This window comes from Polyangium jinanense, from assembly GCF_028435265.1.
Lineage (GTDB): Bacteria > Myxococcota_A > Polyangia > Polyangiales > Polyangiaceae > Polyangium > Polyangium jinanense.
In genome coordinates this window covers 40,750-63,828 of record NZ_JAGTJK010000055.1, presented here as the reverse complement: position 1 = coordinate 63,828, position 23,079 = coordinate 40,750, and the positions used below count along the sequence as shown (strand labels likewise).

The 23,079-nt window shown below is 68.6% G+C and carries 20 protein-coding genes; 10 read left to right on the top strand and 10 right to left on the bottom strand.

The window, feature by feature from the left end:
* Positions 1-9 precede the first annotated feature (9 nt).
* Positions 10-849, bottom strand: coding sequence for a hypothetical protein (locus tag KEG38_RS46305; protein WP_272427218.1), 840 nt, complete (start codon positions 847-849; stop codon positions 10-12).
* Positions 846-1,274 carry a nucleoside-diphosphate kinase gene (ndk, locus tag KEG38_RS46300; protein WP_272427217.1) on the bottom strand — a complete coding sequence of 143 codons (429 nt, stop codon included), beginning with the start codon at positions 1,272-1,274 and terminating at the stop codon, positions 846-848. The genes KEG38_RS46305 and ndk overlap by 4 nt, the downstream gene beginning before the upstream one ends.
* A gap of 169 nt (positions 1,275-1,443) precedes the next feature.
* Here ndk and KEG38_RS46295 point away from each other — a divergent pair, with 169 nt between their 5' ends.
* From KEG38_RS46295 to KEG38_RS46285, 3 genes are all read left to right on the top strand, one after another.
* On the top strand, positions 1,444-2,157 hold the full coding sequence (locus tag KEG38_RS46295) for a response regulator (RefSeq protein WP_272427216.1): 714 nt from the start codon (positions 1,444-1,446) through the stop codon (positions 2,155-2,157).
* Positions 2,154-3,989, top strand: a complete 1,836-nt coding sequence (locus KEG38_RS46290) for a HAMP domain-containing sensor histidine kinase (RefSeq protein WP_272427213.1) — start codon at positions 2,154-2,156, stop codon at positions 3,987-3,989. The genes KEG38_RS46295 and KEG38_RS46290 overlap by 4 nt, the downstream gene beginning before the upstream one ends.
* 61 nt (positions 3,990-4,050) lie before the next feature.
* Entirely contained in the window at positions 4,051-6,231 is a 2,181-nt protein-coding gene (locus KEG38_RS46285; RefSeq protein WP_272427211.1) for an alkaline phosphatase D family protein, read from the top strand.
* Positions 6,232-6,778: 547 nt separating this feature from the next.
* On the opposite strand, the gene KEG38_RS46280 is transcribed toward KEG38_RS46285, so the two are convergent.
* The 3 genes from KEG38_RS46280 to KEG38_RS46270 all read right to left on the bottom strand — a co-directional run bounded on the left by KEG38_RS46280 (position 6,779) and on the right by KEG38_RS46270 (position 8,932).
* Positions 6,779-7,249 carry a hypothetical protein gene (locus KEG38_RS46280; RefSeq protein ID WP_272427209.1) on the bottom strand — a complete coding sequence of 157 codons (471 nt, stop codon included), beginning with the start codon at positions 7,247-7,249 and terminating at the stop codon, positions 6,779-6,781.
* Between the two features lie 225 nt (positions 7,250-7,474).
* Positions 7,475-8,107 (bottom strand): hypothetical protein, encoded by a 633-nt coding sequence (locus KEG38_RS46275; RefSeq protein ID WP_272427207.1) that lies wholly within the window; start codon positions 8,105-8,107, stop codon positions 7,475-7,477.
* Between the two features lie 465 nt (positions 8,108-8,572).
* Positions 8,573-8,932 (bottom strand): hypothetical protein, encoded by a 360-nt coding sequence (locus KEG38_RS46270; RefSeq protein ID WP_272427206.1) that lies wholly within the window; start codon positions 8,930-8,932, stop codon positions 8,573-8,575.
* Between the two features lie 619 nt (positions 8,933-9,551).
* On the opposite strand from KEG38_RS46270, the gene KEG38_RS46265 reads away from it, so the two are divergent.
* From KEG38_RS46265 to KEG38_RS46245, 5 genes are all read left to right on the top strand, one after another.
* Positions 9,552-10,757, top strand: coding sequence for an ABC transporter permease subunit (locus KEG38_RS46265; RefSeq protein WP_272427205.1), 1,206 nt, complete (start codon positions 9,552-9,554; stop codon positions 10,755-10,757).
* Positions 10,758-10,786: 29 nt separating this feature from the next.
* Entirely contained in the window at positions 10,787-11,572 is a 786-nt protein-coding gene (locus tag KEG38_RS46260) for a phosphate ABC transporter ATP-binding protein (RefSeq protein ID WP_308216899.1), read from the top strand.
* Positions 11,573-11,595: 23 nt separating this feature from the next.
* A complete protein-coding gene (gene phoU / locus KEG38_RS46255; protein WP_272427204.1) occupies positions 11,596-12,324 on the top strand; it encodes a phosphate signaling complex protein PhoU in 729 nt (242 codons plus the stop codon).
* A gap of 70 nt (positions 12,325-12,394) precedes the next feature.
* On the top strand, positions 12,395-13,303 hold the full coding sequence (locus tag KEG38_RS46250) for an SH3 domain-containing protein (RefSeq protein ID WP_272427203.1): 909 nt from the start codon (positions 12,395-12,397) through the stop codon (positions 13,301-13,303).
* Between the two features lie 117 nt (positions 13,304-13,420).
* Positions 13,421-14,803, top strand: coding sequence for a VanW family protein (locus KEG38_RS46245; protein ID WP_272427201.1), 1,383 nt, complete (start codon positions 13,421-13,423; stop codon positions 14,801-14,803).
* Here the strand turns inward: KEG38_RS46245 and KEG38_RS46240 are convergent.
* From KEG38_RS46240 to KEG38_RS46230, 3 genes are read right to left on the bottom strand one after another with little or no spacing between them, the layout of a single operon-like run.
* Entirely contained in the window at positions 14,756-15,538 is a 783-nt protein-coding gene (locus KEG38_RS46240; RefSeq protein WP_272427200.1) for a metallophosphoesterase family protein, read from the bottom strand. The two genes, KEG38_RS46245 and KEG38_RS46240, sit on opposite strands and share 48 nt — an antisense overlap.
* Entirely contained in the window at positions 15,535-16,779 is a 1,245-nt protein-coding gene (locus KEG38_RS46235; RefSeq protein WP_272427199.1) for a carboxylate--amine ligase, read from the bottom strand. Before KEG38_RS46235 ends, KEG38_RS46240 begins: the two co-directional genes overlap by 4 nt.
* Before the next feature lie 19 nt (positions 16,780-16,798).
* Complete coding sequence (locus tag KEG38_RS46230) at positions 16,799-17,983, bottom strand: GNAT family N-acetyltransferase (RefSeq protein WP_272427197.1); 1,185 nt, start codon at positions 17,981-17,983, stop codon at positions 16,799-16,801.
* 467 nt (positions 17,984-18,450) lie between these two features.
* Here KEG38_RS46230 and KEG38_RS55870 point away from each other — a divergent pair, with 467 nt between their 5' ends.
* Entirely contained in the window at positions 18,451-19,842 is a 1,392-nt protein-coding gene (locus KEG38_RS55870; protein ID WP_272427195.1) for an adenylate/guanylate cyclase domain-containing protein, read from the top strand.
* Entirely contained in the window at positions 19,839-20,876 is a 1,038-nt protein-coding gene (locus KEG38_RS46220; RefSeq protein ID WP_272427193.1) for a hypothetical protein, read from the top strand. The genes KEG38_RS55870 and KEG38_RS46220 overlap by 4 nt, the downstream gene beginning before the upstream one ends.
* Here KEG38_RS46220 and KEG38_RS46215 read toward each other — a convergent pair whose 3' ends face one another.
* Both KEG38_RS46215 and KEG38_RS46210 read right to left on the bottom strand, forming a co-directional pair.
* Entirely contained in the window at positions 20,877-22,730 is a 1,854-nt protein-coding gene (locus KEG38_RS46215; protein WP_272427192.1) for a prenyltransferase/squalene oxidase repeat-containing protein, read from the bottom strand.
* Positions 22,731-22,839: 109 nt separating this feature from the next.
* Complete coding sequence (locus KEG38_RS46210; protein ID WP_272427190.1) at positions 22,840-23,058, bottom strand: Franean1_4349 family RiPP; 219 nt, start codon at positions 23,056-23,058, stop codon at positions 22,840-22,842.
* Positions 23,059-23,079: the final 21 nt, after the last annotated feature.

Sequence of the window (23,079 nt, the reverse complement as noted above, 5' to 3'; positions counted from 1 at the left end):
GCACGGATTTCAGGGCGCCTCGCGCTCGCTCTCCATCGACACGATCCCCGCGGCCACGTCGATCGTGAGCCCGAGCTTCGCGCGACGTGCAGCCACACGGGCGATCCCGAGCGAGCCCGGCACTTCACCCCGCGCCGTCACGGACAGCACGATCCGCGTCGCCGGGGCATTTCGCGGCGCCGGGCTCAAGCGAACGAGGAGCCCGCCCCCGGACGAACGCGCGACGCCGAGCCGCGCCGTCACCGTCCCGCGCCGCGAGGCGATCGGCGCTGCGAGCTCCACGAGCCCGCCGAGCACGTGCCGATCTGCCACGAGCCACGAAGGCCGCGGCGCATCCACCGCGATCCGAACCACCCCCTCCTCGGCGGATCGATTCGCGCCGAACCGTTGCTCCAGCACGTCCACGAGATCGAGCTCCGTGGGCGTGGGCGCGACGGCCGCGGCGAAGAGCTCCGCGACCGCGAACGCGTCCCTTAGCTCCGCTCCATGCTTGCGAACGGCGGCTTCCAGCGCGAGGCGTCGCCGCGCATCGGAAAGCGAACCACCGTCAGAGAGGGCGGACGAAAGGGCAGCGACACACGCGCCTGCGTGCGCGCCGAGGGTACGGGCTTGCGCCTGGGCCTCTTCGTCGGAGGCGAACGATGCGACGAACGCTTGTTCGAGCGCGGAAAAGGACTCGCGGAGCGCCTCGCAGGCCGGGACCATCTCGGTCCTCGCTTGCGCGAGGGCGCGTGGCCCGATGCGGCGCGAGCCGAGCAAATCGGAAAAGCCTTCGAGCGCGGCGAGGCCCTCACGGACCGCGCCGCGCGCGATGGCGAGCGGGGTTTCTCCGCGCTCCGATCCGGTCACGCGCGAGGCGAAACCTCGTAGCCGGCGAAGAAGTAGGCGATCTCGCGGGCCGCGGACTCGGGCTTGTCCGAGCCGTGCACAGCGTTCTCGCCGACGCTCGCGGCGTACAGCTTGCGGATCGTGCCTTCGGCGGCGTTCGCGGGGTTCGTCGCGCCGATGACCTCGCGGTACTTCGCGATCGCGTCCTCGCGCTCGAGCGCCATGATGACGATCGGGCTGCGGGACATGAACGTGACGAGCTCGTCGAAGAAGCCGCGTCCACGGTGCTCCGCGTAGAAGCCTTCGGCCTCGGCGCGGCTGAGGTGGACCCGCTTCATCGCGCGAACGATGAAGCCCTCCTGTTCGAGGCGGGCGATGATCGCGCCCGTGTGGTTCTTCTCGACCGCATCGGGCTTGACGATGGAAAGAGTGCGCTCCAGAGCCATGAGGCGCCCCTACTAGAAGAAAGAGAGCGTGCGCGCAAGGAAAGCTCGCGCCGGACCGTCGTTATTGCCTCGGCGGTAGGGACGCGTCCCCCCATGGCTCGGCTCGCCCCCGTGCTGGACCCGACTCCACACGCCTGTCACACAAGGCTGCTAGAGGTGGGGCCCACGCATGCCGACGAACGTTCTCATCGTCGAGGACGAGCGCGACCTTCAGCGCGTCCTGTCCTACAACTTCAAGCAGGCGGGGTTCGACGTCGTCTCCGCGATGAACGGCGAGACTGCGCTCCGCGCGGTCAAAGAAGAGCCGTTCGACCTCGTGATCCTCGATCTCATGCTCCCCGACATGCCGGGCACCGAGGTGTGCAAACGCCTCAAGCAAAGCCCGGAGACGGCGAGCATCCCGGTCATCATGGTCACGGCCAAAGGCGAAGAGGTAGATCGCGTGGTCGGCTTCGAGCTCGGCGTCGATGACTATGTGGTCAAACCTTTCTCCGTGCGCGAGCTCATCCTGCGCGCACGCGCGATCCTTCGCCGCGCCGAGGGCACGCCGACGGAGGGCGCGAAGATCGACTTCGGCATCCTCCGCGTCGATCGCGCCGCGCACCGCGCCTGGGTGAACGGCGAGGAGATCTCCTTCACCGCGCTCGAGTTCAAGCTGCTCGTCGTGCTCTTCGATCGCCGTGGCCGCGTCATGACCCGCGACGTCCTGCTCGACGAGGTCTGGGGCTCGCACGTCGACGTCACGGCCCGCAACGTCGACACGCACGTCAAGCGCGTGCGCGAAAAACTCGGCCTCGCCGGTGACTACATCGAGACCGTGCGCGGCGTCGGATATCGCTTCCGCGCCGAGCCCGGCGAGCTCTCCGCGCCCTCGGACGAATGATCGGCCGCCTCGGCATCCGCGCGAAGCTCATCATCGCGTCGGTCGTGCTCATGCTCGCCGCGGGCTTCGCGATCGAGCGGTTCGGCACCCGCTCGCTCGAAACGCTCATGATCGAGCGCACGATGGTGCAGCTCACGGGCGAGCTTCGCCTCTGCGAGGACATCGTCCGCCGCCGCTGCGAGGCCGCGCCGTGCGCCGAGGGCGCCACGATCGATGCGCTCGCGGACGAGCTCGGCGCGCTCTCCGGCGGACGCGTCACGCTCATCGTCCCGGGCGGCGCCGTGCTCGGCGACTCCGAGCTCACGCCGGGCGAGATCTCGCGGACCGAAAACCACGCCTCGCGTGAGGAGGTCGCGTCTGCGCTCGCGACCGGCACCGGCAGCGCGTTCCGCTACAGCGGCACCCTCGGCCAGCGCATGATCTACGCCGCGCGGCGCTACCCGAAGCCCGAGCACGGCGTCTCCGTCGTCCGCATCGCCGTGCCGCTCACGGGCGTCGACTCCGCCATCGGCAGCGCGCGCCTCTTCTTGCTCGTGGGCATCGCCGTCGCGATCGCCGCGGCCGTGGCGATGAGCGCGTTCGGCACGTACTTGCTCACGCGCCCCGTCCGCAGCTTGACCGAGGCTGCGCTGGCGATGGCCGGCGGCAACCTCGCGATCCACGCGCCTGCGCAGGGCACCGACGAGACCGCGCAGCTCGGCCGCGCGTTGAACCGCCTCTCGAGCGAGCTGCTCGCCGCGATCGAAGAGCTCCGTGACGAGCGTGATCTCCTCGCCTCGATTCTCGACGGCATGAACGAGGGTGTGCTCGTCACCGACGGCGACGCGCGGATCGTCCTCGCGAACCGCGCGCTGCGCGGCATGACGCTCGTCGGCGAAGGCACGATCGGCAAGAGCGTCATCGAGGTCATCCGCAACGCCTCGCTCCAGGAGGCGCTCGATCGCGCCGCCGCGAGCAGCGAAGCCGTCGTGCGCGAGGTCGAGCTCTCGGGCCTGCTCCCGCGCAAGCTCCTCGTGCGTGTCTCCAAGCTCCCGACCCGCAAGGATCGTGATCGTCAGAGCACCAACGATCGTGGCCTCATCGCCGTCTTCCACGACGTCACGGATCTCCGGCGCCTGGAGACGATCCGCACCGACTTCGTGGCCAACGTCTCGCACGAGCTCCGCACCCCGGTCACGGCCATCAGCACCGCGGCCGAGACGCTCTTGGCTGGCGCGCTCGCCGAGCCCGAAGAAGCTGCCGAGTTCGTCGACGTCATCGATCGTCACGCCAAGCGCCTGCGGCAGCTCGTCGACGACCTGCTCGACCTCTCGAAGATCGAAAGCAAGAACTACCGCTTGAAGCTCGTCGAGCAGGACGTGATTCCCGCCGTCACGCACGTCGCGCGCCTGCTCGACGAGGCCGCGCGTCGCCGCAAGGTCGAGCTTCGTATCGAGCGGCCCGAGAGCCCGCTCCCGGCGCGTATCGATCGCCGCGCCATGGAGCAGGTCCTCATGAACCTGTGCGACAACGCCACGAAGTACGCGGGCGAAGGCGCGCACGTCGTCGTCGCCGCGCGCCCGAAAGCCGGTGGCGGCGTGGAGCTCAGCGTCAAGGACGACGGCCCCGGCATCCCGCCGGCGCACCTTGGCCGCATTTTCGAGCGCTTCTACCGCGTCGACGCGGGCCGCTCGCGCGACCTCGGGGGCACGGGCCTCGGCCTCAGTATCGTCAAGCACCTCGTGGAGCTCATGAACGGCACGATCGACGTGGAGAGCCAGCTCGGAAAAGGCTCGACGTTCACGGTGCGGCTCCCGCCCACGGGTGAACGGGCGTCGCGCGACCGCATCTAGCTTCCCAAAAAGAATCCGTTCGGGCTTTTGCTGCGCCCCCCGGCTCTGGCACATTTCGATCATGCTGAGCCGTAGAAGCTTCCTTCGCGCAACCGTCGTCACCTTGGGCGCCGCCTTCGTTCCTGGATGCGGCGATGATCCCTCGAGCACCGCGGGCAATCGCGAGCTCGTGGAGGGCAAGGGTTATTTCCCGCAATCCGTCGCCTCGGGGGATCCGCGCCCGAAGAGCGTCGTCGTCTGGACGCGCGTCGTCGACAGCGAAAAGGCTGGCTGGGACCTCGACGTCGAGCTCGAGGTCGCGCTCGACGCCGCATTCACGCAGCCCGTCTCCGAGCCCATCAAGCTCCGCGCCCTCGCCGCTTACGACAACTGCGTCAAGGCGCGCATCGTCGGTGACCCCGGCAAGACCTACTACTATCGATTCGTCTACGAGCGCGGCGGGATCTATTACGTCTCCCGTGTCGGTCGCACGAAGACGGCGCCCGAAGAGGACGCGGACGTGCCGGTGCGCTTCGCCTTCGTCTCCTGCCAGGACTTTATCGGGCGGTATTACAACACGCTCCTCGCGCTGGGGGACGAGGAGCTCGATTTCGTGGTGCACCTCGGCGATTACATTTACGAGACCACGGGCGACCCCTCGTTCCAGACGCCGGACGAGGCGCGCAAGGTCGTCTTCCACGACCCGGCCTCGGCGATCGAGCTCGGGGCGAATGGCGAAGAGAAGTTCTACGCGGCAAAATCGCTCGACAACTACCGCGACCTCTACCGGACGTATCGCTCCGACCTCGCGCTCCAGGCCATTCACGAAAAGTTCCCGATGATCCCGACCTGGGACGATCACGAATTCTCGAACGACTGCTGGGGCGCGAACGGCAATTACCTGAGCGGCCGCGCGGACGAGCTCGACGTCGCGCGCCGGAAGGCCGCGAACCAGGCCTGGTTCGAGTACCAGCCCGTCGACTATGCCGACGACCCCGAATTCAAGTACGACCCCGCCGCCGACTACCCGAACGACATCCGCATCTATCGTGATTTCACGTTCGGCAAGCACGTCCACCTGGTCGTGACCGACCTCCGGACCTACCGGCCCGATCACCTGATCCCCGAAGACGCCTTCCCCGGCGCTGTCATCTTCGATCAGGCCACGCTCACGGCCTCGCCCGGCGGCTTGCCTGGCCCCACGATCGCCACGCCTTACGTCGACATCGAGACGTACGCGGGCGGCCTTTACAAGGGCGTCCTCTCGCAAGCGGCGACGGCCGCGGACTATGACGCCACGAAGGTCACGGGCAACGTGAGTGTCGATTACATCAACGCCGTCGTCGCGCAGATCAACGGCGGCGCGAATCCGCCGGATCCGGCCATCCCGACGATCGACCCCACCGGCCTGCCGCGGGGCCTTTCGTATTTCGACCTCAACAAGGTCAGCTTCTACGCGCAGATCGGCACGCGTTATTTCGTCCACAAGGACGCGTTCGACGTCTTCAGCACGCTCCGCTACGCCGCGGATCCCAAGACCCAGGACGTCATGGGCGAGGCGCAGGAGACCTGGTTCCTCGAGACGCTCACGGGCTCCACGAAGACGTGGAAGGTGTGGGCGAACGAGTTCAACATCGTCCCGGTCCAGGTCGATCTGCGGCAGATCCCGGGCATTCCGGCGAACGTGCAGCGCCGCTTCTACATGGGCGTCGAGGGCTGGGACGGGTTTCGTGACAAACGGAACGAGCTCCTCGGCAAGATCGGCGGGCTCGGCAACGTCGTCGCATTGACCGGCGATTTGCATACGTTCATGGCCGGCACGCCCTGGGCCGAGCAGGATCCCACGAAAAAGATCGTCGAGTTCATGACGGGCGCCGTCTCCTCGACGCCCTTTCGCGACGAGCTCAGCTCGCAGGTGAAGTCCGATCCCGTCCTGAGCCAGGTCCCCGCGGCCCCGCTGCTCGCGCTCCAGATCGACGATCTCGTGCTCGACACCGAGACGAAGGTGAACCCGCACCTCGCCCACGCCGAAAGCAACACGCACGGTTATGCCGTCGCCGAGGTGAGCGGCGCGGAGATCGTGGTGACCATGCACTCGGTTCCCGGGAAGGAGGTCACCACGAGTTACGCGGGCAAGACGGCCGATTTCGTGGCCAAGATGCAAAAGACGCGCTTCAAGACGGTGGCCGGAGGCAGCGACCTCTTCAAGGAGATCGACGGCGCGTGGAAGCGCTGGGATGCGGAAACGCTGATGTGGGTGTGACGGTCACGGGAGCCGCTGCGCTGGGGCTTTGCCCCAGACCCCACGGGGGCTGTCCGCCCCTCGACCCGGACCAGCGCAAGCGCTGGACTCAGGGTCGATGAACTGCGCGATGCGCAGTTCATCGAGCAGGCCGGAGCAAGACCGGCGAGCGACCCCGGCTCCGGCTCCCCACGAGACGCAACAAGCGGCAGAGGACGTCGACGCCGCATGTTCCGCCGCCGGACAGGTGATATCGCCGGGCAAGGGCGCGTGGGACGGCGCCCGCCCGGCGACGCTCGCCCGGATGCGGGTCGGTCCCGGGGCGGAACACGGCCCGTGGAAGGTCGACGCTGCTTGTTCGGCAGCTCGACAAGGAACATCCGACGTTGAGGGTTCGTGTTTGGAGGTTCGACCTTCCCGGGGGAACACGCCCCGCCCCGTGCTCGGCGGCGAGACGATCGCGTCCCGACGCCGATGAGCCTCGTTCGGCTTCGTGCCAGAGGTCCCGCGGCGGGGACGTGGGTTGTCGGCGCGGAGAACAGGCGGGAACGAGGGTGGATGTCGTGTGTCAACGGCCGCCGGGGGTAATGATCCTATTTCGCAAGAATACAACGCGCCTCTCCAGCAGATCTGCATTTGTGGGATTGGGCTCCGCCAACACAGGAAACGCGTCTCGAAGGTCGCCACCGCGTCGCACCACGCGAATCCAGTCCTCCATCAGCTCGCAGTAGACTTCGAGCGCTTCCGTGGGCGATGCAGCTCTATCGGTAACCAGATACGCAGATGGCAAGTCGCCGGCGATGACCCAGAGCCATTCATCGATCGCACCGACGGGTCGAATTCGGAACAAGAACACTCCGACAATCCCGCCAATGCCCAAACCGAAGAACTCCTCCTCGATACCATCGCACCAGCCAAAACTCGTGACGTAACTACGAGCGGTTTCAAGCATTACCTGCAGTTCGCTCGTTTCAGCATCATCCTCCCCGCGCATTTCAGTTGTTGGCCGAATCGTCGAGCGGTCGACATGGCTGTTCATTTCGTTCCTTTCGTTTCGGCTCCCTGGGCTCCCCATCTCTTGAAGTCGCCTGCTTGGCTGTGCTGACGAACATGCTCACTGTGTGGCATGGGCTCTACGTTGTCCGTGCCATTTGAACCGCCATCGGCGAGCGGTTTCTTATGTGCGACGTCTTGGTTTCTGCCAGTCTTGGGGTCCTTTGGCCAGGGCTGCCCGGTTTCGGCATCCCACTGCTTGCGAAGCGTTTTACTTGGCACCCGTGGCGTAGCCTTTGCTGCATTCGCGCTGGCTGCCGGTACGCTCGCACTTCCCCCACCTCCATTCGCCGGCGGCTGCGTCGTCAGTCTTGGTGGTGGTGGTCGTCTTGGTCGTCGTCTTCGGCGCGGGCTGCGCCGCGGGCTTCGGCGTGGGCTGGGCCGCAGGTTTCGGCTGGCTCGCGCCCCCGCCGCTGCCGCTCCCCGTGGACAACGACTGCCCGTTTTTCCCGGCGGCGAGCCTCCTCTTGGCGTCCTTCCGGAAGTTGGGATGCCGCGCATGGCAAGGTCCTTGGCACTGGTTGCCTCGATCTTCCAGGAGCGCGGCGATCTCCTCGGGGCTGAGCCCCCAGAGGTTCTCCGCTTGCGCCACGGACTCGGGCGGTTTGTCCTCGTGGACCGGCGGCGGCGCGGGCGTGGGCGCCGTTTGCCCGATGAAACGCTGTTCCGGAGGCCTCTTTCCTGCCCGCCGAGTCGCGATGCGGACGGTCGTGCGTGTCGTGCCGCGCGGCTCCTCCGCTTTCTCGGCAGGCGCGGGAGCCGGGGCTTTCGCGATCAGCTTCTTCGGCAGAGGTGGTGGCGGCGGAGGTTTGTCGCAGGGCAGATCCTGATACGCGATCCCCAAAAGCTTCCGGCTCTCGGAGGGCGCGTGGGGGTCATAAAAGTAAACGGCCTTGACCGAGCGACTCTCCAGGAGCGCTCGATCGGCTGGAACGTCGTTCGAGGGACCCCGTCGCCGAGGTCATACCAGGCGCGCGCATGCGGTTCGACGCGGGGATGGCGCCGGCACACGCGAAACAGGTGCTTTCCGTCCGCCGTCGCTTGCGCCCACGCCTGCGTGTTCACGTGCGTCGCGCCGCACCCGAGGAGCAACGCCGGCACGCAAGCAGCAAAGAGAATGAGAAACCCGAGCCGAACGAAGCGCAGCGCGGCAGCCACGAGCATCCGTGCGGCCTCCGTGAGCAACCGAGGCGCGTTCGGAAAGCGAGATGGCGCGCGATGAGATGTCACGGCAAGGCCGCCAGCGCGACCGGGTCGGTGGTCTCGATGGGCGCCCGTAGGCGAGCCCGTTCCCGAATACGCGAGCGGGTCATGCGGCCCTCCCGATGACGGGCGTCGTCACGACCATCTTGCCGCCGAGAAGGACCTCCACGAGGACCTTCGCCACTGCGGCGAGGTGGATCGCGAAGGTGCCGGTGGGCGGCGAGCCCTTCGGGTTGGCGAAGCGGCGGAGCGTGTTCGCCGGGACGTCGAGCATGGCGGCGAGCGCGTTGAAGCTCCCGAACGCGCGGCGAAGCTTCCGGACCGCGACCCGGACCGCCTTCACCTCCTCGTCGGAGAGCTTCAGCGCGTCCGAGCGGCGGCGCCTCTCAGGCGTGGCGGGAGGATCGGGCGGGCAGGGCGGATCGTTCTTTTGGCCGTAGCTACCGGGCCATGACAGATCGTGCATGGGCGTGACCTCGTGACAGCGTGGTTGCGTCAAGTCGCCCCGGTGGTGTGTCTAGCGCCATCGGGGCGGCGTCTTTCGGACGACGCACATCCTACGCGGTCGCGGTCACGAATCGGTCGAATGACCGCAGTTTCGGCCAAATGACCGCACTACCCGTGGACGCGAACCACCTCTCACGCCCTCGCCCTCGGCGTTCGCTCCGACGCGAACACCGCTCGCATGCACGCGAATCCCTCTCACGCCCTCGGCCTCCTCGTTCGCTCCGACGCGAACACTGCTCGCGTGGACGCGAACCACCCTCGCGTGCACGCGAATCCCTCCCGCGCCCTCGCCCCTCCACGTTCGCTCCGACACGAACACTGCTCGCGTGGACGCGAACCACCCTTGCGTGCACGCGAATCCCTCCCGCGTGGACGTGAATCCCTCTCGCGCCCTCGCCCCTCCGCGTTCGCTACGACGCGAACCACCTCTCCCGTCCACGCGAATCACCTCTCCCGTCCACGCGAACCACCTCTCCCGTCCGAGCCCGAGAAAGCCGCTCCCGCTCCCGCAGACCCTTTTTTTCACCGCTCCACCCCTCTGTCACGGTCCTGTCACACAGCGCAGGTACGACGGCCCTGTGGGCACCCGCGTCACGCGTTCGCTCGCGGACGCCGTCGTCCCGAAGCTCCTCTTCCTCTGCGCGCTCTCGAGCGTCCTCGCCACGCTCGTGATCGCCGGCCTGCTCGCCGCGGAAGCCCTCGCGTTCGTCCGGACCCTCGGCACGTCCGCGGGTGGTGCAGGCGCCCTCGCGTCGCTCCTCGCGGGCACCGTCCTCGCCACGTTCGTCGCCGTCCTCGTCGCGCTCCCGATCGGCCTCGTCGCCGCGATCTACCTGAGCGAGTTCGCCGGACCACGCGCGCGCCGCGTCCTCGCGCCGGGGCTCGACGTGCTCGCCAGCCTGCCCACGGTCGTCCTCGGCTACCTCGCGATCGCCCTGCTCGGGCCTGCGTTCGCCGAGCACCACGTGCTCCTCTCGGGCGTGGCCCTCGGCGTGATGATGCTTCCGTACTTCGCGTCGCGGAGCGAGCGCGCCATCTCCGCCGTCCCGCACAACCTGCGCGAGGGCGCGTATGCGCTCGGCGCAGGAAAGATCGCGGTGAACCGCATCGTCCTCAAGGCAGCGCTCGGCGGGATCGGCGCCGCGCTGCTGCTCGCCGTCGCGCGTGCGCTCGGCGAGGTCATGATCCTGATGATCGTCACGGGCCACGCGTCGCAAGGTGGGTGGGACGCGTGGGTCCTCGCAGCGTCGAGCCAGCCTGCCCGCGTATCGCTCTCCGCCACGATCGAGGGCGCCCTTTTGCTCGTCGCCCTGGCCCTCGTGATCGCCGTGCCCACCGCGGTCGGCGCCGCGTCGTGGCTCGAAGAGTACGCGCCTCGCGGCCGGCTCATGTCGCGCGTCGAGCGGATCACCCGAACGCTCGCCGCGGCCCCGCCGATCGTCTACGGCCTGCTCGGGCTCGTGATCTTCGTGCATGTGCTCGGCCAAGGCGAGAGCACGCTCGCGGGCGCGGTGATGCTCGCGCTGCTCCTGTTGCCGCGGATGACCACGGCCTTCCGCGAGGCGCTCCGCGACGTGCCCGCATCGCTCCGGGAAGCCTGCCTCGCGCTCGGCGCCGATCGGCTGCGCACGCTGCGCGAGGTCGTGTTGCCGGCGGCGATGCCCGGGATCTTCCGCGGCGCCCTCGGTTCCCTCGCCCGCGCCGCCATCGAGACGGCCCCGCTCGCGTGGATCGGCGCGGCTTCCCTCTCGGCGTTACCCTGGAAGCTCCTTGGCGCGGCCTAGCGCCCGCGACGAACCCCACGGAAGCCCCTATGACCTCCGACCACCCGCACGACAGCGAGCCCCCGGTGAAGATGAAAGCCGAGGATCTTCGCGCGTGGACCGACCGCGAGGAGGTCATCCGCGGGATCACGCTGCGCATCGCGGACAAGCGTGTCACGGCGCTGATGGGCCCCTCCGGCTGCGGCAAATCACCGCTCCTCCGGTGCTTGAACCGCATGCACGAGATCACGCCGGGCAGCCGCGTCGAGGGCCGCGTGCTGCTCGACGGCGTCGACATCTACGCCCCCGGCACGAGCCCCACGGAGGTCCGCCGCCGCGTCGGCATGATCTTCAAGAAGCCGAACCCGTTCCCGCACATGTCCGTGCGGGACAACATCCTCGCTGGCCTCCGCTTGAACGGCCTCCGCGCCGAAAGGCCCGACGAGCTCGTCGAGCGCTCGCTGCGCCAGGCCGCGCTCTGGGACGAGGTCGCCGACGACCTTGCTCGCCCCGGCACGAGCCTCTCGCGTGGCCAGCAGCAGCGCCTCTGCATCGCGCGCGCGCTCGCGCTTGGCCCCGAGGTCCTGCTCATGGATGAGCCGACGAGCGCGCTCGACCCCGTGGCCACGAGCCGCATCGAAGACCTCCTTCACGAATTGCGCGAGCACGTGGCCGTGGTCATCGTGACGCACAACATGCAGCAGGCCGCGCGGGTCAGCGACTACACGGCCTTCATCCACGAGGGAGATCTGGTAGAGTTCGATCGTACGGATCGGATCTTCACGAACCCGCGGGAAAAACGAACCGAGGACTACGTGACAGGGAAGTTCGGTTGAGCTGAAAGGATTTTTCGAGGTCGATGCCCCAGGGTCAGCACACGAGCCGCGTCTACGAGAACGAGCTGCGCACGCTGCGCGATCGGCTGCTCCTCATGGGCAGCCTCGTCGAGGAGATGATCGGCAAGGCGATGCAGGCCCTCGCCACGCGGGACACGGCCCTCGCGCGCTCGACCATGAAGATGGACCGGCGCATCAACCGGCTGGAGTGCGAGATCGACGACCTCTGCATGCGCATCCTCGCCATGCGTCAGCCCGTCGCCTCGGACCTGCGGTTCGTCACGAAGGCGCTGAAGATCGTCACCGACCTCGAACGCATCGGCGACCTCGGCGTGAACATCTGCGACCGCGTGGCCGAGCTCAACGAAGAGCCGCCGCTCGACGCCACGTTTGATCTCGTGGCCCTCGCCGACGAGGCGACGCTCGTCGTGCACGAGGCGCTCGACGCGCTCGTCGAGCGTGACGTCGACCGCGCGACGGAGCTGCTCACGCGGGACGAGGCGATCGACGAGCACTACAGCGAGATCTGGAAGCGCTTGCTCGAGCTCATGACCTCGGACCCGACCACGATTTACCGGGCCACGCGCATCCAATCGATCGCGAAGTACCTCGAACGTATCGGCGATCATGCGATGAACATCGCCGAGACGGTGGTTTTCCTGGTCACCGGCAAGGACATCCGGCACCGGAATCGGCGCTACGAAACCGGCGCCCCGCCGGCGAACGACGGCGCGGAAGTGAAGCCTGACTGAGGGCGTTTCGCGCCCCGTGTCTCGCGCAAAACTTGCTGAGAGCCCGGGAACTTGTGCTACGGCACGGCGCATGGCGAAGTCAACGCGCCCCGTCACGATCGAGAGGCCCTCGCCGGCCGACGAAAGGCCCGCCTGGTCCCGGGTCGGGATCGTCGCCGCGGTGGGCTTCGTGCTGGGCATCGCCTGGCCCAAGCTCGCGGGCGTGAAGGTCGGCCCCAACGTGCCGGGGGATCTCAAGGCCCAGGCCGAGGTCACCGCGCCCCCGACCGCGTCCGCCCAGGCCGCGCCCGCCGCGCCTCCGCCCACGGCCGCCCCCACGGCCGAGCCCGCCGCGGCGCCCCCGCCGAACAAGCAGACCGTGGTCGTCGGCCCGGGCAAGATCAGCCGTTGCTGGGACAAGAAGAACAAGAAGGTCACCGATTGCGGGGCCCTCCAGCTCGACCCCGTCGCGGTCCCCAAGCTCCAGGGCCTCGCCGAGTGCCCCTCGGCGGTCGGCCTCGCGGGCAAGCTCACGCTCGGCCTGGAGATCGATTTCGAGAAAAAAGAGGTCCACGTCGTCAAGAACAAGAAAGACAAGACGACGATCCCGACCTCGACCGTCACCGGCATCGTGCAGTGCGCCTCGCGCGCCTTCGCGAACCTCCCGCTCGAGGACGTCCCCAACAAGTACCGCCATTACACGGTGCAATACGGCCTCACGTTCTACCCGCCCGGAAAGGCGCCCGAGGAGGCCGAGGCCCCCGCCACCGGCGAGGGCGAAGACGCCGCCGGCAGCACCACGAGCGAGGCCGAGGCCAATGGCACAGGCACCGTGAGCTGGGATACGGCGCTCGTGCGCAAGGATCCCAAGGACGGCGAGGTCGTGGTGCGGCTCGTGCGCGGGACGAAGGTCAAGATCGTCGGCCGCCGGAACGATTGGTTCAAGATCGAGACCAACGGCAAGACCGGCTGGATCTACCGCGGCGCCATCGGACTCTGATTTTCCACGCGGATCTGGAAATCGAGCCCGCTCGGACGATAAGCTCGGGCCCGAGGCGTTCTCGGGTCGATGTCACACGCAAGCGCGCTCCCCTCGTCCACCACGCGACGCCCCCGCGTGAACTTCCTCCTCCGCGGCGCCCTCGCCGTGCTCGTCACCGGCGCCGCGGCGCTCGCGGCCTCGGCCGCTTGTCGATCTCTCCTGCCCGCTGAAAACGCGGTCGCGAAGGGCGTGCGCATCGGCGGCGCCGAGGCCGGTCCGGGGTCGCCGCGCGAGGTGGCCGAGAAGCAAGCACGCGCGCTGCTCGATCGGCGCGTGACGCTCGTCCTCGGCGAAGACGTCGCCCTCGAAACCTCGCTCGCCGAGCTTGGCGCGACCGTCGACGAGGAGCGGCTCGCGGCGCGGCTTTCGTCCGTGGGCCGCGAAGGAGACCTCTTCACGCGCCTCGCCGACGCGCTCACCGCGCGGCGCGGCGACGTCTCGGTCCCCGTCTTCGTCACGCTCCCGATCGAGCCCCTCGCCGCCGCGCTGGAGCGCCGCAAGGACGAGGCCGACACGCCGCCGCGTGGCGCGCGCCTCGATTTCGCCACGGGAAAACCCACGCCGCACGTCGCCGGAAAATACCTCGACCTGTATGCGGCCGCCTCGGCGATCGAGCGGGCCGCGCAGAACGGCGAGACGCGCGTGCCCGTCCCGACCTTCGAGATCCTGCCCGACGCGTCGAGCGAGGTCGTCGCGTCGATCGACGTCTCCCACGTCGTCACGAAATACGAGACCCGCTTCGGGTACCTCGGCGGACAGGCGAACCGCGCGCAAAACGTCGCGCGCGCCGCGGCCGGCATCGACGGCATCGTGCTCCTCCCGGGCGAGATCAAGAGCTTCAACACGGAGGTCGGCGCCCGCACGAAGGAGAATGGCTTCACCACGGCGCCCGAGATCTTCAAGGGCGAGATGCGCGAGGGCATCGGCGGCGGCACCTGCCAGGTCGCGAGCACGCTGCACGCCGCGGCGTATCTCGGCGGGTTCGAGATCACCGAGCGGATCAACCATTCCCGGCCGAGCGGCTACATTCCGATGGGCCTCGACGCCACGGTCGTCTACCCGCACGTCGACCTCAAGCTCAAGAACCCCTACACGTTCCCCGTCGTCGTGCATGCCGTCGCGGACAAAGGCATTCTCACGATCGAGATCCGCGGCAGCGGCACGCCCGCCGAGGTCGAGTGGTCGAGCGCGACGATCGGCGTCTCCCCCTACAAACGCAAGATCGAGGAGAGCGCGTATCTGACCGAGGGGCACGTCGTCCTGAAGCAAAAGGGCATTCGTGGCTACCAGATCAAGAAGACCCGCGTCGTGAAATCGGACGACGGCCGGGCGCGCGTCGAGGAGAAGACCGACGTCTATCCGCCGACCTTCGAGATCCTGATCGTCCCGCCCGGCCTCGATCCCGCGACGTTACCTCCGTTGCCCGGCGAAGAGGCCCAGCGGCAATCGAGCGGATAACCACGCCGCGATCCCGCACCGCTCTTTCGCTTCCAGCGCCGCCACTTTCGCCATCGCCAGCGTCGTATCGTACGCGACGCGCCGGAACCACACGACGCCCTGATCCATGTCGAGGATCGCGAACGCCGCGCGTGGATCCGAGTCCCGCGATTGTCCCACGCTCCCCGGGTTGATCAGGTAATGCGCCCCGTCGTCGAGCTTCACCATCTCGCCCGGCGCCGGCCCGAACGCGCCGTCCCGCGCGCGCCACGCCCCCGCGTGGTGCGTGTGCCCGAAGAGCCCGATCCGCGTGCCGTACCCGCCGTCCCGAAGCGCGCGCAGGCTCTTCTCCAGCCGCGACAAACTCGACAGATGCAGATCGTCGTTCGGCACCGGATGCAGCGCCGCGTGAAACAGCAAGAGCTCGGGCGACGCCTTCCGGAGGAGCGGCAGCGACGCGAGCCAATCGTGCGCCGGCCCGCCGAGCATCCGCTGCGTCCATCGCATCGCCTGCTGCGCCTTGTGGCCGAAATGCGCCGTGTCCCTGAGCCCGAGCGCGGCGCGATCGTGATTGCCCACGACGCACTTCGCCCCGGCCGAAGCGAGCATCCGCGCGCATTCGTTCGGGTTCGCCCCGTATCCCACGACGTCGCCGAGGCACAGGATCGTATCGACCCGCTCCACGTCGATCGCCGCGAGCACCGCGGAGAGCGCCTCGAGATTCGCGTGCACGTCCGAAAGGACCGCGTATCTCACGGCCGACCTGCCTTCCCCACCCCGCGCAGGGCCCGCTGCCCCACGCGCTTCGCCAGCGTCAGCACGAGCGGCCACGGGTCGTCCCAGGCGAACACGTCGAACACCTTCCGCCCGCGGTACGAGGCCACGAAGTCGCGGAGCGAGATGGCTCCCGAGGGCCCGTAATCGAGCAAAAACGCCCGCAGATCCTCCTCGACCGAGGCCCAGCGCAATCCCGGACGAACCGGCCCCGCGCTCGGCAGGGGCAGCCCCGCGAGCTCGGCATACGCGAAGAGCGGCAGGTTCACGCCCGACGCCGCGCCGAGCCGGTTCCACAGGTTGAACCGCGGATTCGCCTCCAGCAAAAAGAGCTCGCCCGTCTCCGCGTCTCGCTTGAAATCGAGCTTCACCACGCCCACGAGCCCGAGCGCCCGCACGACCTCGAGCCCGACCCGCGTCACCTCGTCATCTTCGACGATCTCGATGAACGTGCTCTCCCCCGAGCCCGCAGGGTACGTCCGGATCTTCTTGCCCACGTGATGCGCGACCGGCTCGCCGCGCGCATTCATCCACGCGTGGAAACTCGTGATGTGATCGTCGCCGCCGCGCACGTACCGCTGCACGACGAACGCCGTCCCCGACCGCTGCATCTGTTCGAGCCGTTTGTCGAGCTCCTCCGGCGTCCGCGCGAAAAGCGCTTTGCGGGGCAAACCGCCTTCCTCCCGAACGGCCGCGGACTTGCGGAACGACGTGTGGTTCACGGGCTTCAGGGCGCATGGCAGGGAAACGCGCGAAAGCACTTTTTCACGCGTCTTCGCCTCCTCGGACGTCACCGTCGCGGGCACGGGCAGGCCGAGCCGCCGCGCGAGCTTGGCGAAGCGCGCCTTGTCGACGAGGTCCTCGATACGCTCGGCCGGCGGCATCAAAAATCGGTAATGCTGCGCGAGCATCTCCCGGTGCCGCGAGACGCAGAGCAGCATGGAGTCCGTCCCGTAAAACAGCACGGGCCGCCCGCCCGTCCGCTCGGCCACGATCCGGAGATCCTCGGTCGTCTGGTCCGGGTTCGTCGCGGGATCCGAGATCACGGCCGTCTGCTCCACGTGCCGCGATCCGAACGTCGGATCCCCGGCGCGCGTCGAGGCCACGACGAACGGGATCTGCCGTTGGGACAGGCCCGCCTCGGCCGGCGCATTCCCGGAAAAACACCGGACCATGTTGAGATCCCCGCAAAGGACGGCCGGGACAAGCGATTCTTCGGGCATCATTCCCTCCCCTGTCGAATCAAGGTTCTTCTTCGGCGAACGCTTCCACCGGACGCCGCTTCGTCTCCGGATGCCCGCGCAGCCGTGCGATCTCGCGCGCGGCGCGCTCGGCATGATCGCGCAAGGCCTCCCGCAGCGTCCGCCGCGCCGCCCGGATCTCCACGATCGGCCGCGAATCGAGCGCCAGATCCAGCTTGTAACGCACGTCCCCGCCGAGAAAATCGTATTCACGCCGGCCCGCGTCGATCGCCATTCGAATGGCGAGCGCGTGCGCGGCGATCCCCGGGCGGAGCTTCGGCGGCAAATCGGCGCGCCGGCCGCTCTGATAAAAATACACCTTGTCGTTCCAGACCAGGTTGTACAGAGCCGCCACCGGCTCACCGCCGGCCCGCAGCACCGAAAGCTCGAGCGCGCCCCGTTCGAGCAGCGCGGGCATGACGGCGTCGTGAAACGCCGTGAATTTCGCCGAGGAAAACACCCCGCTCCGCTCGTCTTTTTGCCAGCGCGCCTCGTGCAAGGAGACGAGCGTCGCGCGGGCCTCGGAGAGCTCTTCCGGCGTACGCGCGACCGAGAGGACGAGCTCGCCCCGCCCGAAGCTCTCCAGATCCCGCATCGATCGCCGCACGAGGTACCGCCGCGACGAAGGCAACGCCGCGAGATACGCCTCGAACGACCCTGGCAACGTCACGTACGGACTCCGGCCGCGCTCCGTCAGGGTCACCATCAGATCCCTGCGCCCGAGGGCGTCCGCGAGCGCGAAGGGCGCGCGCTTGCTGCCATCCATCGCCGGGAGCACGACCTCGTCCCAGCCCCCCAAAAGGCCCCCCGCGAGCGCCCGCGCGGCCGCCTCCGCGACGGCCTCCTCCGCGCCCCGCTCGGCCACGAGCCCGATGTATTCGGAGACGATTTCGTCCGCCTCGTCCTCCCCCGACGGGAGCGATTCGAGCCGCCGGAACGGAAACCCTCGATGCCACACGCGCCGCGCGACGAGCGGCAAGAGGCCCACGAGCCGCTCCCCTTGCGTGATCCGTAGCGCACGGAGGCTTCTCCCGTCCGTCCCGCCGAACACGCGCCACCAGGCGAGAATCCACAAAGGGGAAAGCGTGGGCTCGTTGCAATCACTGCGATCGAGCAGCGCCTCCCAGTCACCCTGCATTGCCTCGAGCCCGGCGATATCGGAGACGACGGTGCAGCAGAGTTCCATGGCAAATGCCTCCCACGCCGCGCGGCCATTTCGAGCATCCCCCGAAAAACCGCGACCTTCGCCGTATGGAGATCCCGCGCGCGCCCCACGCGCGCCGCGCGAGCCACGTGTAGGCACGGACTGCGCCCCACCCTGCCTTCCGCCCACACCGATGTCCCCCGCTCGCTCGCTCCCCACTCGCTCGACCCGGGACGGCCCTCACGTACCTGCCGGACACTCGCCTCCGTCCGCCTTCCCAACGGCCCGGAAAATCCGCCGCGGCGCTCGCCCAACCGTGCGTCCGTCCGCGTCGACGAGGGCCCGACAAACTGCACGCTGCCGTGCGGCGCGAGCACATCGCCGCGCACAGGAGCGGTCTCGCGAGCTCGGGGGTTGTCCCGAAGAGCCCCGGCGCGTGCACTCGCCCCTTGACGCGGGCAGCACTTCCTTGTCCCATCGAGCCCCCCCGTAACCGGTCCGAGAGAGCCGTGGTCGACAACCTGAAGAAGCGAATATTCTCGCGTGATCGGCTCCCCGACGACATCCGGATCATCCTCCAGAATCAGGAGATGCGTGGCGAGCGGCTCGTCAACTACGTGAGGAGCGTCTTCTCCGCATTCTCCTTGGGCATGATGTTCGTGTCGTCGGAGGCGCAGGCTCCCGAGGCGCTGCGCACCTTCCGGCTCGTATTGGGCGCCTGGTTCGCCTACTCGGTGATCGTGTGGCTGCTGCTACGGCGGCGAGATCGCTACTTCAAGTGGCTCACGTACCTCAGCATTACGGTCGACATCTCGGCGGTTTGCCTCGGGATGATCGGCGGCCTGCAGAACCATTCGGGGGTCTACGAGGTCTACCGAGCCCCCACGGCGTGGCTCGTCCTCGCCGCCTTCAACGTGATGGCGGGGCTGCGCTACAGCGTCTTCGCGGGCCTCTACTCGTCGTTCCTCGGCGTGCTCTACGCCGCCGCGATGCTCGTCTACGTGCGCATGCGGCTCGATGTCCCCTGGGTGGACAAGGCCGTCTACCTCGGCCCGGGCCTGAACATCGACGAGTGTGTCATGGCCCTCGTGTTCAGCGCGACGAACGGCGTCTTCGCGGCCGTCATCGCCTGGAACTCGCGCAAGCTCATCCTGCAGGCGGCCACCGACTCGCTCGCGCGCGAGCGGGTCGAGCAGGACAAAGACCGGCTCGCCAAGTACTTCTCGAAGGACGTCGTCGACCTCGTGCTGAACAACCCCGAGAGCCTCGCCATCGGGGGACAGCGGATGACGGCCACGGTGCTCTTCGCCGACATCCGCAATTTCACGCAGCTCTCCACGATGATGCAGCCCGAGGAGATCGTGGAGCTCCTGAACCGCTACTTCTCGACGATGGTCGACATCGTCTTCAAGAACGGCGGCACCCTCGACAAGTTCCTCGGCGACGGCTTGATGGCCCTCTTCGGGGTCCCCTACCCGATCGACCACCCGGAAGAGAGCGCCGTCCGGACCGCGCTGGAAATGCTCGACGCCCTGCAGGTCATGAACCGCGAGCTCGAAGCCAAAGGCATGCTCCGCCTCGACATCGGCGTCGGCATCAATGCAGGCCCCGTCGTCGCCGGCAACATCGGCTCCTCGCAGCGCCACGAGTACACCGTCATCGGCGACACGGTGAACCTCGCCGCGCGCCTCGAAGCGCTCAACAAAGAAACACGCACGCAGATCCTCGTGTCCGCCACCGTGCACCACGCCGTCGAAAAAATCTTCCGCACGCGGCAGCTCGGGCCGCTGCGCATCCGCGGCAAACCCGAGCCCGTCGAGGTCTTCGCCATCATGCCCTCCGACGTCGTGCCCGAGCCGACGCGTATCTCGCTCCTCCCGCCCTCGACCACCTACCCGTGAACCTCCTCGACACCGCCTTCCCGAGTTACCTCGCGAAGCAGGCGGAGATCGACGCGGCCTGGGATCTCTGCGAAAAACGCCTCGCCGGGCTCCCGTCCCCGCTCGACACGCTCGCCACGCGATTCCTGCACGCCATCGCGGAAGGAACCCCCTCCCATCGCAGCTACTTCTCCGGCCCGCTCGCGCCGCCGCTGCTCTACATGCCGCTCTGGCTCGCCGATCGCCTCGCCTCCGAGGGCGCGCTCCCCGCGCGCGCGCAGGCCTCGATCGTGCCCATCCTCGCGGCCACCATGCAGGGCTACTTCTACGTGCGCATCCAGGACGATCTGCTCGACGATCCTGCACGCGCCGATCCCGAGCTCCTGCTCCTCGGCAACGCCTGTTTCGCCGGCATGGCCCTCGCCTACACGGAAGCCCTCGGCCCGCGCGCCCCGGCCTTCTTCCAGGCCTTTGATCGAGCCATCGCCGCCTTCTCCCGCCTCACGCTCGCCGAGCTGCGTGTCGTTCGTGGCGAAGGGCCCTACGCCGAGGCGCTCTTCGAAGAGCACGCCGGGAAGGTCGCCTTCGCGCGCGTGCCCCTGCTCGCCATCGCTGCACTCGCGGACGCGCTTCACCTCGAGGCCTCGATCACGACCCTCGTGGATCGCCTCGGCGTCACGTACGGCCTCGCGAACGACGTGCTCGGCTGGCCCCGTGATCTCCGCGCAGGTCACCGCACCCACCTGCTCGCCCAGGCGCACCTTTCACGCGCCGACCTGGATCACCTTGCCACGCTCGCGGACGAACACGCGAGGGCCGAGGCCCACGAGGCCCTCGCCGAGCGGCTCCGCGTGACGCTTTACGAGGGGATGCTCCTGCACCGTACGATCGAGCGAGCCATCGCGGAACAGGCGCGCGCCGCCGAGGACGCCCGAAAGCTCGGCCTCCACGGGTTCGACGTGTACACCGCGGATCGCCTCGCGTGGCTCGGCGCGCTCGACCGGGAGATCCTCGCGATGTCGATGAAGCGCGCGCTCGGGGCGCGATCCCGCTGATCAGCCACGCGCGAGCCGCGCCCTCGTCCGGACGAGGGCATCGAGGCAAAGCGCGGCCGTGATCGAGCGTGCCCCGTGCGCCGCGAACGCGAAGTCCTTGCCCGGCGTGCGGTAAAACGGCTCACGCGGAAACAGCCCATCGTAGTCCTGACGGGACGCGAGAAACGTCACGGCGGGCCAGGGATCAAAGGGCTCTTCTCGCCCACACGCGAGCACGCCGAGCTGGCACGCGGTCGCCATCACGCCCCCGAAGCCGCCGTCGGCCCGCCGCGAGGCCACGATCTGCCGCTCGATGTCGGTCACGAGCGCGCGCAGATGGGCGCGCGGCGCCGGCTCGCCCGGCGTTTCCTCGGCGACGTTCGCGAGCCGCGCGAGCAAGTACCGCGCGAACGGAGCGGGGTAGAAATGCACGGCCTTCGCCCCCTCCGCCTCCCAGACCCGCGCGATCCAGGCGAGCGTGCGATCGAAGTACCCCTCGGGCAGGGGCGCATGGGCCTCCGCGAGCCCGATCATCGCGTTCGCCGCCACCGCGACGCACCGCGATCCGAGCCACTTCGGCGCTCCCTCGGACATGGGCTCGTGCAGGTGCCGCTCGAGCCACACCGCCATCGCCCCATCCTCGGCCGTGTTGCGCACGAGCACCTCGATCGGCCAGGCGAGCGCCTGTGTCCGCGCGGCCCCGTCCACCGAGCGTGCGATGAGCTGAAGCGCGAGCCCTAGATCGTCTGCGTCCGGCGGGATGCCCGCGAAACCTTCGAAGTAGCGGAACCCGTCGACCCCGCGCTGCGCGACGAGCGCCTCGACACGCGGCGTGATGTCCTCGCCCGCCCCCGAGAGCGCGAGCAGGCAAAGCCCCACCGGGAACAGCCGCGCCACGTACGTCGCGTCGAACGGCCCTCCCCAGCGCTGGATCTCCCACGACTCGCGCAGCTCGGGGTCGGCGGCGAGGGCGTCCCGGGCGAGCGTGATGGCCCGGTCGAGCGCCTCGGCGGGGGTGGGTCCTCGGGGCGTGAACCCGAACAGGCGGGCGGCCCGCGACGCACGCGTGATCTGCGCGGTCGTCAACTCCACGAGGGCCCGCGTGTCCTCTCCGTCGAGCCCCTCGTGCACCTCGTTTGCCCAGGCGGCGCACGTCGCTTCGAGCGGCGCCGCGAGCCTCGGGTCTCCGACGAGCCGAAGCAGCGGCGTCCGGTCTGGCGCGGGTTTGGCCGCCTCGGCGATCGCCTGATCGAATGCGGGACCGAGCTCCCCTCTGCCCTGCGCGATCGAGCCGAGGAGCTGCGGCCGGGGCGCGCTCGCGCCGGCGAAGGTGAGCGAGCGGGCTTCGAGCGCGAGGCGAACGAGCCTCCCGAGGGCGCCTGCTGCGCGACAGAGGCCGGGCTCGTCCGGACGACCGACCAGGGCGGGCAGGAGGTGGGACAAACCGTAGTCTGCGAGCGGCGAGGACGGCAGGATCACGGCCGCGTCGCCGGCCTCCGCGAGGGCATCCCCCACGGCGACGATCACGGAATCGATGACCTCACCCATCGAGGCATCGATCGAGCGGCGGGCCCCCTCGCGTGATGCGAGCAGAAGCCATGCGGAGGGGGAAAACGGCGCCACCGCGTCCTCGGCCGGCATGGGATCGTGCGGCGCGGAAAAACCTGCCGCGGCGTGGATGGCTGCGGCGAGGAGCAGGAAGGTACGAACGAGGGGGGCGTGTGCTTCGGGCCTATGTTCGTCGGCGATGCGGCCGAGCAGCGTCGCCGCTGCGCGAAGCGCGGCTTCTTCGTGGCCGAGCGTCTGCAGGGAGGCCCTGGCCCGCTCGGCCTCGGCGCGAGGCAAACCCTTCCAGACAGGGTTCAGCGCATCCACGAAGCAAGGATCCGAAGAAGAACGTTGGGGCGCGTGGGGTCCGATGGACCGCCTCGCATGCGGGGCTGCGCGACGTCGCGCGTCCCCGCGCGACCGTTTTGGGAACCGCTCAGCTCGCGGCCTTGCGGTTGGCCATCTGGCTTTCGAGGCCCTGCGCCATCGCATTCACCTCATCGGGATTGGCGTTCTTGATGGCTTCGATCACTTCGGGAACGGCTTCGTATCCCTCGGCGGTCAGCGTGGCTTCGGGTGCCGCGAGCAACTTCTTCCGGAACTCCACATCCGTCAGCGCGCGACCGATGAGCTCTTCAACGCTCTTCTTCGACATGACAACACCTCACGTTTGCTC